This window comes from Ruegeria sp. BHSC223 (assembly GCF_059613025.1).
Genome location: NZ_JBXWRR010000015.1, coordinates 62,443 through 74,995, shown reverse-complemented (window position 1 = coordinate 74,995; position 12,553 = coordinate 62,443). Strand labels below are relative to the sequence as shown.

The following is a 12,553-nucleotide window of genomic DNA, read 5'->3' as shown; positions in this document are numbered from 1 at the left end:
ATGGGCGTCATGCCTGTGTGTCGAGCCCGGTCAGCGCAGCGGCGAACTCCTCAGGGTCGAAAGGGGCCAGATCGTCGATCTGTTCGCCCACCCCGATGGCGTGGATCGGCAGGCCGAAGCGGTCGGCCAGCGAGACGAGAATGCCGCCCTTGGCGGTGCCGTCGAGCTTGGTCATCACCAGGCCCGAGACATCGGCGAGTTTCTGGAAAGTCTCGACCTGGCTGATCGCGTTCTGGCCGGTGGTGGCGTCGAGCACCAGAAGCGTGTTGTGGGGGGCGGTGTCGTCCTTCTTGCGGATGACGCGGACGATCTTGGCCAGCTCCTCCATCAGGTCGGCGCGGTTTTGCAGGCGGCCCGCCGTGTCGATCAGCAGGAGGTCGGCGCCGTCCGCCTGGGCGCGGGTCATGGCGTCAAAGGCAAGCGAGGCGGGATCGGAGCCTTCGGGCGCGGTCAGCACCGGCACGCCCGCGCGGTCGCCCCAGACCTGGAGCTGTTCGACGGCGGCAGCGCGGAAGGTATCGCCGGCGGCGATCACCACCTTCTTGCCGGCGGCCTTGAACTGGCTGGCAAGTTTGCCGATGGTGGTGGTCTTGCCCGAACCGTTGACACCCACCACCAGCACCACCTGCGGGCGCCTGGGGTAGAGCGGCATCGGGCGGGCGACCGGCTCCATGATGCGGGTGATTTCCTGGGCCAGCAGTTCCTTGATCTCTTGCGTCGAGAGTTTGCGCCCGATCCGCCCCTCGGCCATGTTCGCCGTGACGCGCAGGGCGGTGTCGACGCCCATGTCGGCGGCGATCAGCAGCTCTTCGAGCTGTTCCAGCATGTCGTCGTCCAGCGTGCGGCGGACCACCGTCGCGGCGCCGGGGCGAGCGAAGAGGCGGCCGAGCAGGCCGCGGCCCGTGCCGGTTTCAGCGGGCGGGGTCGGGTCGATGGGCTGCGGCGCCTCGGGCGGCATCGGCGCCGGGGCGGGGTCAACCGGCTGCGGCTCCGGCATCTCGGGCGTGTCGGGCAGTTCCGGCACCGGTTGCGGTTCCGGGTCGGGCTCGGGGATCACCGGGTCGGGTTGGGTGGGGGTAACCGTCTCCTCGACCCCGCCATCCTCGACAATCGCATCGAGCCCCTGTTCGATTTTCGAGGACGATTTGAACAGACGGTCCTTGAGTTTCGAGAAAAACGCCATGTCCGGCCCTCCGCTTGCGATCCTGTCTCACCTAATGCGGATTGGCGCCGGTTGCAAAGGGTCAGGTGAGCGCAAGGGCAAAGCCCATCTGCGCGCCCCAGTAGAGCGGCCAGACCAGATAGGGGGTCAGGCGCAGGGCCGGGTGGCCGGGCGGCAGCAGGAATTTCTCGGTCGCGAGGATCATGTCCGAGGCGATGAACGCCGCTGCCGCAGGCAGCACCCAGGCCAGCATGCCCGCCTGCGGCAGGGTCAGCGCGGCCAGCCCCATGCCGAGAATGATCGGGATATAGGCCAGCACCGGCGCCCGCAGGTCGCCTGCGCGCGGGCCGAGCAGGCGGGCCATCACCAGCCCCAGCACCGCGAGGCCCGCCACCAGTGGCCACTCTTCGGCAAGCCGCCCGGTCTCGCTGGTGGCATGGTTCAGGAACAGGGCAACATAGGCCAGGTGACCGGCGGCAAAGGCGCCGACACCGGCCATGAAGGTGGCCTCGGTCTCGCGCGAGAGCAGCCAGTCGCCCAGCGCGCAGAGGGCCAGCGCAAGCGCCAGCAGCACGGGGCCACCCGCGACCAGCACCAGCAGCGTCAGCAGCGCCACCGAGGCGGTCTTGATCGCGCTGCGCATCAGGCTGGCGGGGCGGGCGGTCAGCGCCAGATAGGTCAGGGCACAGGCGGCGGCGATCCAGAACAGGGTGTGGCTCACAGGGTCCTCCGGTCTTTGGGCCCAGTTGACGTGGGCGGCACCGGGCGAGCAAGGGGATTTTCGCGCGGGTGACGCGATGTTAAGCAGAAGCACCGATACCGAGGGAGCCCGCATGTATCGTTATATCCTTGCCAGCCTGTCGCCCTATGCGGTGCTTGGCACCGCCTGCCTGCTTGGGGGGGGCTGGGCCTGGGGGGCGCTGATCTGGATGACCGTCTATGTGGCGGTGATGGACAAGCTGCCGGTGCGACCGCTGGCAGCGACTGACTGGGCGGGCGCGCAAGCCCTGCCGGTGGTGTTGGCGGGGGCGCATTTCGCGCTTTTGGCGCTGGCGATCCCGGCGCTGGCGCAGGGGCCGCTGAGCGGCGTGCAGGCGGTGGCTCTGGGTGTGGCGGTAGCGCTGTGTTTCGGGCAGGTGTCGAATTCGAACGCGCATGAACTGATCCACCGGGGGGACCGCTGGCAGCACTGGCTGGGAGCGGCGATCTATGTCAGCCTGCTGTTCGGTCACCACACATCGGCCCATATGCGGGTGCATCACCTTTGGGTGGCGACCCCGCGCGACCCCAACTCGGCGCGGTTTGGGCAGGGGTTCTGGGCCTTTTTGCCGCGCGCCTGGATCGGTTCGTTCCGCGCCGGGCTGGCGGCCGAGCGGGCGCTGAGGAAGGGCCGGGGCGCGACCCCCTACCGGGCCTATCTGGCAGGGGCGGCGGCGATGCTGGCGGCTGCCTGGCTGTTGGCGGGCGGACGCGGCGTGCTGGTGCTGCTGCTGTTGGCGGGCTATGCGCAGATACAGCTACTGCTGGCCGATTACATCCAGCACTACGGGCTTCGGCGCGAAACGCTGGCCAATGGCAAATACGAACCGGCCCGCGCGCACCATTCCTGGAATGCGCCGCATTGGTACAGTTCGGCGATGATGCTGAACGCGCCCCGCCATTCCGATCACCACCAGTACCCGGCCCGCGATTTCGCGGCGCTGCGGCTGGACCCCGGGATGCCGCAATGGCCCTATGCGATGCCCATCATGGCGGTTCTGGCAACGGTGCCGCCGCTTTGGCGGCGGGTGATGGACCCGCGGGTTCGCGAGGTCACAGAGAACTGTGAGTAGCCCCCGGCGGCGGCTTCTGCCAAACTTGAGCGCATGATGCGATTGGCCCTGATTCTCGCGATGCTGGCACCACCGGTGCTGGCGCAGCCTGTCATGTCGGCGGAGGAGTTCGACCGCTATACGCAGGGCAAGACACTGTTCTATGGCTTTGACGGCACCGCCTATGGTGTGGAGCGCTATCTTTCCGGGCGCAGGGTGATCTGGTCGTTTCTCGACGGCGATTGCAAGGAAGGCATCTGGTACGAGGCGGCGGGACAGATCTGTTTCGTTTACGAGGACAGGTCCGATCCGCAATGCTGGGTGTTTCGTGATACCGGCGGTGGGCTGGTGGCGCAGTTCGAGGGGGATCCGACCCAGACCGAACTCTACGAGGCCGACGAGATCGGCGAAGAGATGCTCTGTTACGGGCCGGATGTCGGGGTCTGAGGCCGGGCTGGGGGCGCTGCCCCCATCGCCTGCGGCGATTCCCCCGGAGTATTTCGGGCGAAATGAAGCGGCTCAGGTCACGCGAAGCTCTTCGTAAGAGACCATCACATGCTGGCGGAAGGCCGGACGCACGCCGAGGCGTTGATAGTAGAGTTGCAGATGCGGCAGCGGCGCGCGGTCGATGTCGATGTCGTAGTAGCGATAGAGGATATGTCCGAGCTGGATATCGGCCAGGGTGAAGGCGTCTCCGGCAATATGCGTGTGGCGCGAAAGCTGGGTGTCGGCGAGGGCGAGCCTTACCTCGAGTTCACGAACGGCCCGTTTGATCGCGTCGGGATCGCGCTCTTCGGGAGCGGTGCGGACCACGCGCCAGAAGACCGGCGTGGTGAAAGCCTGGGCCACGTTCAGCTTGGCCCATTCGGCCCATTGATCCACCCGCGCCCTCCGAAGCGGCTCGGCGGGCCAGAAGCTGTCCTTGCCATAGTGGGCGGCGAGATAGCGCAGGATCGCACCGGTTTCCCAGATTGGCGGGTTGCTGCCGTCCTGAAGCACCGGGATGGTGCGATTGGGATTGAGGCGGCCGAATTCCGGCGTGTCGAGCCCGCCATAGCGGTGGCCTGCGTCGTGGCGGATATGGGGCAGGTTGAGTTCTCCCACGCACCACATCAGCGCCTGCACGTTCGAGGATGTCTTGCGGCCCCAGATCGTCAGCATCAGAACAGCGAGCCCTGTTCGGGCGGTTTCTGTTTTGGTCTGGGGGCTTTTGAGGGGGCGGCGCCGGTGTCGAGCGTGCCATCGTTGAATTCGATCTGGAGGGCGGTGGCCTTGGCCGCCTCTGCGCGGGTGGTGAGCAGCATGCCCTGATCGTCGCGCACGACGGCGTAGCCGCGCGCGAGCGTGGCCTTGTAGCTGAGCTGGATGCGCAGCCGGTCGGTGGCGTCGAGCCGCTGGCGCAGGCGGTCGACGCGGCTCGTGTGGGCGTTGTGCAGGCGGTCCGACAGGCGGGTCAGCCGGTCGCCCTGTGCCACGATCTCGCGGTCCAGCGCGCGCGGCGACAGGCGCGAGCCCAGATGGGCGAGCCGGTCGCGGCGGGCGGCGACCAGTGCGCGCAGGCTGGCGGGGCGCAGCGGTGCCGAAAGTTCGGTCAGGCGCAGGCGGCGGCGCTGGACCCCTGTCATCAGCGCACCGTCGAGCTTTTCCGCAACCCGGTCGAAACGCTGTCTGGGCTCTGACAGCAGGTTGTCCTTGCCAGGCAAGGCGCGCGACAGGTCGCGCAGGCGCTGGGCGCGCCTCTGCACCGCATCCGAGGCCGCGCGCGACAGGCGGGCGCCCTGTTCGCCGGCCCAGGCCAGCAGTTCGAGGCGGACGGGGACGGCCATCTCGGCGGCGGCGGTGGGGGTGGGGGCGCGCCGGTCCGAGACGAAGTCGATCAGTGTGGTGTCGGTCTCGTGCCCCACGGCCGAGATCAGCGGGATCTGGCTGGCCGCTGCCGCGCGGGCGACGATTTCCTCGTTGAAGCCCCACAGATCCTCGATCGAGCCACCGCCGCGCGCCACGATCAGCAGGTCGGGCCGGGGCAGCGCGCCGCCCGGGGTGAGCTGGTTGAACCCGTCGATGGCGCGGGCCACCTCGGGGGCGCAATTGGCGCCCTGCACGGCCACCGGCCAGATCAGCACCTTGCGCGGAAACCGGTCGCGCAGCCGGTGCAGAATATCGCGGATCACCGCCCCCTGAGGCGAGGTAATCACCCCGATGATCTGCGGCAGATAGGGCAGCGGCCGCTTGCGTTCGGGCGCGAACAGCCCCTCGGCCTCAAGCTGTTTCTTGCGTTTTTCCAGCAGCGCCATCAGCGCGCCCTGGCCGGCGACCGCCACCTCGTCGACGTTCAGGTTGTATTTCGACTGAGCGCCAAAGGCGGTCAGGCGGCCGGTCACGACAACTTCGAGCCCTTCTTCGGGCACCACCGAAAGGCTCGCGACCTGACCCTTCCAGGTGGTGCAGGCCAGCACATTCCGGTCGTCCTTGATGTCGTAATAAAGGTGTCCCGACCGGGCCTTGAAAACGCGCCCGACCTCGCCGCGCACCCGGATGCGGCCAAAGCTGCCCTCAAGCGTGCGCTTCACCTCGCCCGAGATCTCGGTGACGGTGAATTCGGGCATGTTCTGGCCCGGTTGGGGGTCGTCGAGGAGGTCGGACAATTGGGCGCTCCGCTGGTGGCTTGAGAAAGGAGTCGCCGCAGCTTAGAACGCCGGACAACCAAGGCCAAGCAGATCGGAGCGCGTCACATGAACATCCTCATTCTCGGCAGCGGCGGGCGCGAACATGCGCTGGCCTGGGCGGTGATGCAGAACCCCAAATGCGACAAGCTGATCGTGGCGCCGGGCAATGCGGGGATCGCGCAGATCGCTGAATGCGCGGGTCTCGACATCATGGATGGCGGGCTGGTCGCGACATTTGCCGAAGAGAACGCCATCGACTTTGTCATCGTGGGCCCCGAGGCGCCCTTGGCCGCGGGCGTGGCCGACCGGCTGCGCGAGGCCGGTTTCCTGGTCTTTGGCCCGTCCGAGGCGGCGGCGCGGCTGGAGGCCTCGAAAAGCTTTACCAAGGAGATCTGCGATGCGGCGGGAGCGCCCACGGCAGGCTATGCGCGGTTTACCGAGGCAGGGCCTGCCAAGGATTACATCCGGGCGCAGGGCGCGCCCATCGTGATCAAGGCAGACGGGCTGGCCGCTGGCAAGGGCGTGATCGTGGCAATGGACGAGGCGACCGCGCTGGCGGCCATCGACGACATGCTGGGCGGCGCCTTTGGTGGTGCGGGCGCCGAGGTGGTGATTGAGGAATTCATGGAAGGTGAAGAGGCCTCGCTTTTCGTGCTGGTGGATGGCGAGACGGCGCTGTCCATTGGTACCGCGCAGGACCACAAGCGGGTGGGCGAGGGCGATACCGGCCCCAATACCGGCGGCATGGGCGCCTATTCCCCGGCACCGGTGCTGAGCGCCGAGGTCGAGGCACGCGCGATGGACGAGATCGTCAAGCCCACCATGGCCGAGATGGCGCGGCGCGGCATGCCATTCCAGGGCGTGCTCTATGCCGGGCTGATGATCAAGGACGGCGCGCCGCGTCTGGTGGAATACAATGTCCGCTTCGGCGACCCGGAATGCCAGGTGCTGATGCTGCGGCTGGGCGCGCAGGCGATGGACCTGATGCATGCCGCCGCCGAGGGCCGTCTGGGCGAGGCGCGGGTGAACTGGGCCGACGATCACGCGATCACCGTTGTGATGGCGGCCAACGGTTATCCTGGTTCCTATGAGAAAGGCAGCGAGATCAGGGGCCTGGATGCGCTTCCCGAAGATAGTCGCAACATGGTGTTCCATGCGGGCACCGCCGAACGCGAGGGCGCGATCGTCGCGACCGGCGGCCGGGTGTTGAATGTCACGGCGCGGGGCGACAGCCTGCAAGAGGCGCGCGAGCGGGCCTATGCCATGGTCGAGGCGATCGACTGGCCGGGTGGGTTCTATCGCCGCGATATCGGCTGGCGCGCACTCTGACCGGGCAAGGGGGCGCTGCCCCCACCGACAAAATTCGCCGAATTTTGTCGGCCCCCCGGGAGTATTTGAAGCGAAATGAAGAGGGAGCGGTGCGGCCCGGAGAGAGGTTTTCATTCGCCTTGGTCGCGCGATATGATCGGGTCAGGGAGGAACGGCATGCCGGGACCGGTCGACAAGGATCTGTTGGACAACGCCTATGCCACGCGCGAATTGCGCGGGCTGGCCTTTGACTGGGTGCCGGTCGGGATCGTGGTGACCGAGGCGCGGGTGATCCGCGAGGTCAATCACCGCTTCTGTTCCATGTTCGGCTATGCGCGCGAGGAGTTGCTGGACCGGCTCTTCGTGTTCCTCTACCCCTCGGACGAGGAGTTTCAGAACATCCTGCATCGCGGCGACAAGGATCTGGGCGAGGGCAATCTCTATTGGGACGAGCGGGTGATGCGGCGGCGCGACGGTGAGTTGTTCTGGTGTCGGGTGCGCGGCCAGACCTTTACCCCCGAAGAACCGCTGGCCCGCGCGGTCTGGACCTTTGCCGACCTCTCCGAGATCCGCCGCTATCAGCCGCTGAGCCGGCGCGAACGCGAGGTCTATTCGCTGTTGGGCGAGGGAAAGACCAGCAAGGAGATCGCGCGCGAGCTGGACCTGAGTTATCGCACGGTCGAGGTGCACCGGGCGCGGCTCTTGAAGAAGTTCGGGGTCAGCAATACCGCCGCCCTGTTCCAGTCGCTGGGCGATATTGGCGGCGAACATGTGGTGCCATCTGCCGGGTGAGTGGTGGTTAGAGGGGCTTACAGGCGAGCTCGGCAGCAATCGCGTTAGTTGAAAAGCGGCCAAGCGCCCGGCTTTGCCAGTCCTCGTCATGGCGCAGGGCGATGATCTGGCGCCAGTCGGCGCTGGCCAGCACGATTTCGGGGCCACTGCCGCAGTCGCGCAGGCCACCGGTGATGAACTCCTCGCCTATGCGGTGATTGGTCAGGCCGGGCAGGGCGGCGATCTCGGTCAGGGTACCGTCGCGGTAGCGCCAGATGCGAAGGACCTTGGCCAGGTGCGGGCGGTCGACATAGGCGATTTCCATGAAACCGTCGCCGTCCAGATCGGCGGCGCCCAGTACAGCCAGCCAGCGGTTTCGGGTGCCGATGGGGGGTGTCGCGGCCAAGAGGCGGGCGCGGCGGTCATAGACCTCGAGCCTTGCGCCATCGGTGACGGTGCTGCGCACGGCGATCACCTCGGGCAGGCCGTCGCCATCCAGATCGGCCAGATGCGGCGCGATATCCTCAAACACCGCGCCGTCGGGCAGGGTGGTTTCAGCGGGACAGGTGATCCGGGGGGCGCCCGGACGAAAGACATGGATGGTCAGCGCCTTGGCATCCCTGAGCCTGCCCAATACGCCATGGCCGTATTCGTCGGTTTCAACCGCATAGGCAGCATGCAACCGAAGCTGCGCGTCGCGCGCCGCCCAGTCCTCGTGCCGGCCCGAAGCGGTACGGTTGTCAAAGGCCGTCTCGGCCCCGCGCCCCGGCAGACCCCGTTCGGGATAGCGCGCCTCGCAGGTCCAGGCGCTGGCTGGGGCCAGCCACAGGCACGCCATCAGAGCCGCGCCGCGGGACACAGAGTGCAAGAGGCGGAACGGTCGACGCGGCGCCTTGTCCGGGGTGCGTGCGACGCCAGCGGAAAAAATGGTCTCCGCAAGCGCTGGCAGCACCCCCGGCATCAGATCTGCTTTTCGGGCATCTGCACGACAAGGCCATCCAGCGCATCGGTGACCTTCAACTGGCAGGTCAGGCGCGAGCGGGCCGGATCGGGCTCGTAGGCGAAATCGAGCATATCTTCCTCCATGTCGTCCTTGGCGGGGAGCTTCTCGACCCAGTCGGGATGGATATAGACATGGCAGGTGGAACAGGCGCAGGCGCCGCCGCAATCGGCCTCGATGCCCGGGATGTTGTTGTCGCGGGCGCCTTCCATCACGGTCAGGCCGTTGGCGACCTCGACCGTGTGCTGGGTGCCGTTATGCTCGATATAGGTGATCTTTGCCATGGCTCGGATGTTCCTTTGTAACGTTGCGCTGACTCCAATATCCAAGCCATTTAGGTCTGGCCAGCCCGTTTTGCCAGCCGGTGTGCTGTCAGCCGCTTTTGCGGCGTCCCAACCCCCGGTCCTCGAGGCTTTGCGCGGGGGGCAAGATGGGGTAAGGTGCGGCAAAAGCCCCAGAGGCCCGAGCATGACGTCACGAACCGCCCTTTTCTGTGCGCTGGCCTTTCTTGGCCTGAGCGCATGCAACGCCGGCCTGCCGGACGTGGATGCGCTCCGCGAGCCGGAAGTGTCGCGCTTTACAGCCGAAGCGCCACCGGGGGCTGCGCCCGGCACCTGCTGGGGCAAACAGGTGACACCCGCGATCATCGAAACGGTGACCCATCAGGTGATGTTGCAACCGGCGGAAGTACAGAGCGATGGCAGCGTGCTGCGGCCCGCGGTGTACAAGACCGAGACCCGGCAAGAGATCGTGCGAGAGCGCAAGGAAACCTGGTTCGAAACACTTTGCGCCGAGGAAATGACACCGGAATTCATAGCCTCGGTGCAAAGGGCGCTGGCGGTGCGCGGCCTCTATCGTGGCGCACCAAGTGGTGAGATGGATGCCCGGACCCGCGCCGCGGTGCGCCGGTATCAGAAACCGCAGGGGTTGGACAGCGGTATCCTCTCGCGCGCGGCAGCGCGCGAACTGGGATTGGTGGCGGTCGAGCGTGCCTAGGCGGAGCCGGTTTTCGTAAGAAAACCGGCTCGGAAAACGGCCCGTTTTCCGTCTCGGAATTCTTGCAGAATTCCGCCCGCCGTTTCGAGGCGCGAGATCGATGACTGCTTCGCGATCCGATGCGCGCGGGCTTGACGCAACTGCTTCACGGGTCTAAAGCCCCTTGTCAGGAACCACGTGGCGATTTGTTACCGGATTGCGGGCCACGCTAAACATCACCGCTAAAAGGTCAGGATGAAAGACCCCCTTTCGCTTGACCCGCGATTGGGGTTTTTCTTTGCCCTTCTGGTTCCGGGGCCGAAAGGAACGGATATGAGCACGGATTGGAGCAAGCGCACGCAGGCGGTCCATGGCGGCACCCGCCGCAGCCAATGGGGCGAGGTGAGCGAAGCGGTCTTTCTGACGCAGGGCTTTGTTTACGAGACCGCCGAACAGGCCGAGGCGCGGTTCATCGAATGCGGCCCAGACGAGTTCATTTATGCCCGCTATGGCAACCCGACGGTGGCGATGTTCGAAGAGCGCATCGCGGCGCTCGAAGGGGGCGAGGATGCCTTTGCCACCGCCTCCGGCATGGCGGCGGTCAATGGCGCGCTGGTGTCGATGCTGAAGGCAGGCGACCATGTGGTGTCGGCCAAGGCGCTGTTTGGCTCGTGCCTTTATATCCTTGAGAACATCCTGACCCGCTACGGGGTCGAGGTGACATTCGTCGACGGCACCGATCTGGAGCAATGGCGCGCGGCGGTACGGCCCGGCACCAAGGCGGTGTTCTTCGAGAGCATGTCGAACCCGACGCTGGAAGTGATCGACATTGCCGCGGTGTCCGAAATCGCCCATGCGGTGGGCGCCAAGGTGGTGGTGGACAACGTCTTCTCCACGCCGGTCTTTTCGCGGGCCATCGAACAGGGCGCCGATGTGGTGGTCTATTCGGCGACCAAGCATATCGACGGTCAGGGCCGCGTGCTGGGCGGAGTGATCATCGGCAGCCGCGAGTTCATCCGGGGCACGGTGGAACCCTATCTGAAACATACCGGCGGCGCGCTGAGCCCGTTCAACGCCTGGATCATGCTCAAGGGGATCGAGACCATGGCGCTGCGCGTCAATGCGCAGGCCGAAACCGCGCAGAAGCTGGCCGAGGCACTGGAGGGGCATCCGGCGCTGGCGCGCACGCTTTATCCCGGGCTGAAGAGCCATGCGCAGAACGCGATGGTGCAGACGCAACTGGGCGGCAAGGGCGGCACGGTTCTGTCGCTCGATCTCAAGGGCGGCAAAGAGGCTGCCTTCCGCTTCCTGAACGCGCTGACGATCCCGGTGATCTCGAACAACCTGGGTGATGCGAAATCCATCGCCACGCATCCGGCGACCACCACCCACCAGCGGCTGAGCGAGGAGCAGCGCGCGGCGCTGGGCATCACGCCGGGGCTGATCCGGTTCTCGGTCGGGCTGGAGGATGCGGGCGATCTGCTGGCTGACCTTCGGGCTGCTCTCGACTCTGCCGCCGGCTAGGACGGATCGCTGGGGGTGCCGCCACTTCCGGTATCCGCCCAGGCTGCCATAATGGCGCACAGGCGTCGTTTTCCATCGGTTTTTTTGAACCGCTTGGCAATATCCCGCGTAATCAGGTGGATTGAAGTGACGGACCGGTCCATATTGTGGGACGGACAAGACCGAGGATGTGTGCGATGAACCTACACCCCCGCGATATCGACGAGACACCAGATCGAGATGCAGCCTCCGCCGCGCTTGCGGTGTTGCGCCGCTGGGCCTCGGGTGCCACCGCCACCGAGATCAGCGAACTTGACCCCTCGGTCGCGCGGCTGATGCCGAACGCGGCCCTGTCGAACTATCCCGATCTCAGCCGGCAATACCCAGAGGATTTCACCGTCGATGCGGACTATCGCGCCGGGCTGCCCGACCTGCAGAATGGCCCGTCCAGCCTGATCCGTGGGGCAAAGCAGCAGATCCAGCATGTGGGCATCTCGAATTTCCGCCTGCCGATCCGCTTTCACCGCAAGGAAGGGGACGACCTGACGCTGGAAACCTCGGTCACCGGCACCGTCAGTCTGGAGGCGGGCAAGAAGGGCATCAACATGTCCCGCATCATGCGGTCCTTCTATAAACATGCCGAGCGCACATTTAGCTTCGAGGTGATCGAGGCCGCGTTGGACGATTACATGACCGATCTGGACACGTTCGACGCGCGTATCCAGATGCGGTTTTCCTATCCTGAGCGGATCGAAAGCCTACGTTCGGGGCTGAGCGGGTATCAGTACTACGACATCGCGTTGGAACTGGTCGAACAGGGCGGCGAGCGGCTCAAGATCATGCATCTGGACTATGTCTATTCCTCGACCTGCCCTTGTTCGCTGGAACTCAGCGAACATGCGCGCTCCAGCCGGGGGCAGCTGGCCACGCCGCATTCGCAGCGCTCGGTGGCGCGGCTGTCGGTGGTGGTCGATGGCGATGCCAGCTGTCTGTGGTTCGAGGACCTGATCGCGCTGTGCCGCCGGGCGGTGCCGACCGAAACTCAGGTGATGGTCAAGCGCGAGGACGAGCAGGCATTCGCCGAGCTGAACGCCGCCAACCCGATCTTTGTCGAGGACGCGGCGCGGCTGTTCTGCGCCGAGCTGCTGGCCGATCACCGGATCGGCGATTTCCGGGTGGTCGCCAGCCATCAGGAGAGCCTGCACAGCCATGATGCGGTCTCGGTCCTCACCGAAGGCCCCACCTTTGCAACGCCCAGTCTCGACCCGCGTCTGTTTGCAACTCTGTTCCACGTCGGATAGCCACACTTTCTACAAAGGGCAGTGGTTTGGCGGATTTTTGCCGCGCTGCGGCATTT

Annotated in this window: 13 protein-coding genes and 1 riboswitch; of the genes, 7 read left to right on the top strand and 6 right to left on the bottom strand. The window is 66.1% G+C overall.

Annotation, left to right across the window (positions count from 1 at the left end):
• Nucleotides 1-7: 7 nt before the first annotated feature.
• The gene (gene ftsY / locus AC2FNY_RS17615; RefSeq protein WP_234166930.1) at nucleotides 8-1,183 is read right to left on the bottom strand and encodes a signal recognition particle-docking protein FtsY; all 1,176 of its coding nucleotides are present in this window, start codon (nucleotides 1,181-1,183) and stop codon (nucleotides 8-10) included.
• 61 nt (nucleotides 1,184-1,244) lie between these two features.
• Nucleotides 1,245-1,883 carry a lysoplasmalogenase gene (locus AC2FNY_RS17610; protein ID WP_496803253.1) on the bottom strand — a complete coding sequence of 213 codons (639 nt, stop codon included), beginning with the start codon at nucleotides 1,881-1,883 and terminating at the stop codon, nucleotides 1,245-1,247.
• A gap of 112 nt (nucleotides 1,884-1,995) precedes the next feature.
• Between AC2FNY_RS17610 and AC2FNY_RS17605 the strand changes: the two genes are divergently transcribed.
• Complete coding sequence (locus AC2FNY_RS17605; protein ID WP_496803252.1) at nucleotides 1,996-2,994, top strand: alkane 1-monooxygenase; 999 nt, start codon at nucleotides 1,996-1,998, stop codon at nucleotides 2,992-2,994.
• Nucleotides 2,995-3,030: 36 nt separating this feature from the next.
• Nucleotides 3,031-3,420, top strand: coding sequence for a hypothetical protein (locus tag AC2FNY_RS17600; protein ID WP_439653282.1), 390 nt, complete (start codon nucleotides 3,031-3,033; stop codon nucleotides 3,418-3,420).
• A 72-nt stretch (nucleotides 3,421-3,492) separates the two neighbouring features.
• Here the strand turns inward: AC2FNY_RS17600 and AC2FNY_RS17595 are convergent, their stop codons facing one another.
• Both AC2FNY_RS17595 and xseA read right to left on the bottom strand, forming a co-directional pair.
• A complete protein-coding gene (locus AC2FNY_RS17595; protein ID WP_496803251.1) occupies nucleotides 3,493-4,134 on the bottom strand; it encodes a glutathione S-transferase family protein in 642 nt (213 codons plus the stop codon).
• Nucleotides 4,134-5,618 (bottom strand): exodeoxyribonuclease VII large subunit, encoded by a 1,485-nt coding sequence (xseA, locus tag AC2FNY_RS17590; protein WP_496803250.1) that lies wholly within the window; start codon nucleotides 5,616-5,618, stop codon nucleotides 4,134-4,136. Before xseA ends, AC2FNY_RS17595 begins: the two co-directional genes overlap by 1 nt.
• 87 nt (nucleotides 5,619-5,705) lie before the next feature.
• Between xseA and purD the strand changes: the two genes are divergently transcribed.
• Nucleotides 5,706-6,968 carry a phosphoribosylamine--glycine ligase gene (gene purD / locus AC2FNY_RS17585; protein ID WP_496803249.1) on the top strand — a complete coding sequence of 421 codons (1,263 nt, stop codon included), beginning with the start codon at nucleotides 5,706-5,708 and terminating at the stop codon, nucleotides 6,966-6,968.
• A 156-nt stretch (nucleotides 6,969-7,124) separates the two neighbouring features.
• A complete protein-coding gene (locus tag AC2FNY_RS17580; RefSeq protein WP_234137822.1) occupies nucleotides 7,125-7,739 on the top strand; it encodes a LuxR C-terminal-related transcriptional regulator in 615 nt (204 codons plus the stop codon).
• Nucleotides 7,740-7,746: 7 nt separating this feature from the next.
• On the opposite strand, the gene AC2FNY_RS17575 is transcribed toward AC2FNY_RS17580, so the two are convergent.
• Both AC2FNY_RS17575 and AC2FNY_RS17570 read right to left on the bottom strand, forming a co-directional pair.
• Nucleotides 7,747-8,556, bottom strand: a complete 810-nt coding sequence (locus AC2FNY_RS17575) for an FG-GAP repeat domain-containing protein (protein ID WP_234137823.1) — start codon at nucleotides 8,554-8,556, stop codon at nucleotides 7,747-7,749.
• Nucleotides 8,557-8,678: 122 nt separating this feature from the next.
• The gene (locus AC2FNY_RS17570; RefSeq protein WP_011047086.1) at nucleotides 8,679-9,002 is read right to left on the bottom strand and encodes a 2Fe-2S iron-sulfur cluster-binding protein; all 324 of its coding nucleotides are present in this window, start codon (nucleotides 9,000-9,002) and stop codon (nucleotides 8,679-8,681) included.
• Nucleotides 9,003-9,186: 184 nt separating this feature from the next.
• Here AC2FNY_RS17570 and AC2FNY_RS17565 point away from each other — a divergent pair, with 184 nt between their 5' ends.
• The 3 genes from AC2FNY_RS17565 to folE2 all read left to right on the top strand — a co-directional run bounded on the left by AC2FNY_RS17565 (nucleotide 9,187) and on the right by folE2 (nucleotide 12,497).
• Nucleotides 9,187-9,714: a peptidoglycan-binding domain-containing protein gene (locus tag AC2FNY_RS17565; RefSeq protein WP_234166921.1), complete on the top strand. Its 528-nt coding sequence runs from the start codon at nucleotides 9,187-9,189 to the stop codon at nucleotides 9,712-9,714.
• Nucleotides 9,715-9,881: 167 nt separating this feature from the next.
• A riboswitch (SAM riboswitch) is annotated at nucleotides 9,882-9,959 on the top strand.
• Between the two features lie 67 nt (nucleotides 9,960-10,026).
• Complete coding sequence (gene metZ, locus AC2FNY_RS17560) at nucleotides 10,027-11,217, top strand: O-succinylhomoserine sulfhydrylase (RefSeq protein WP_496803248.1); 1,191 nt, start codon at nucleotides 10,027-10,029, stop codon at nucleotides 11,215-11,217.
• Nucleotides 11,218-11,393: 176 nt separating this feature from the next.
• A complete protein-coding gene (folE2, locus tag AC2FNY_RS17555) occupies nucleotides 11,394-12,497 on the top strand; it encodes a GTP cyclohydrolase FolE2 (protein ID WP_234137826.1) in 1,104 nt (367 codons plus the stop codon).
• Nucleotides 12,498-12,553 lie beyond the last annotated feature (56 nt).

Coding starts and splice junctions, on each gene's coding strand:
- AC2FNY_RS17570 (WP_011047086.1), bottom strand. CDS start 9,002: ATGGCAAAGATCACCTATATCGAGCATAACGGCACCCAGCACACGGTC.
- ftsY (WP_234166930.1), bottom strand. CDS start 1,183: ATGGCGTTTTTCTCGAAACTCAAGGACCGTCTGTTCAAATCGTCCTCG.
- AC2FNY_RS17575 (WP_234137823.1), bottom strand. CDS start 8,556: ATGGCGTGCCTGTGGCTGGCCCCAGCCAGCGCCTGGACCTGCGAGGCG.
- metZ (WP_496803248.1), top strand. CDS start 10,027: ATGAGCACGGATTGGAGCAAGCGCACGCAGGCGGTCCATGGCGGCACC.
- purD (WP_496803249.1), top strand. CDS start 5,706: ATGAACATCCTCATTCTCGGCAGCGGCGGGCGCGAACATGCGCTGGCC.
- AC2FNY_RS17595 (WP_496803251.1), bottom strand. CDS start 4,134: ATGCTGACGATCTGGGGCCGCAAGACATCCTCGAACGTGCAGGCGCTG.
- AC2FNY_RS17565 (WP_234166921.1), top strand. CDS start 9,187: ATGACGTCACGAACCGCCCTTTTCTGTGCGCTGGCCTTTCTTGGCCTG.
- folE2 (WP_234137826.1), top strand. CDS start 11,394: ATGAACCTACACCCCCGCGATATCGACGAGACACCAGATCGAGATGCA.
- AC2FNY_RS17600 (WP_439653282.1), top strand. CDS start 3,031: ATGCGATTGGCCCTGATTCTCGCGATGCTGGCACCACCGGTGCTGGCG.
- AC2FNY_RS17580 (WP_234137822.1), top strand. CDS start 7,125: ATGCCGGGACCGGTCGACAAGGATCTGTTGGACAACGCCTATGCCACG.
- AC2FNY_RS17605 (WP_496803252.1), top strand. CDS start 1,996: ATGTATCGTTATATCCTTGCCAGCCTGTCGCCCTATGCGGTGCTTGGC.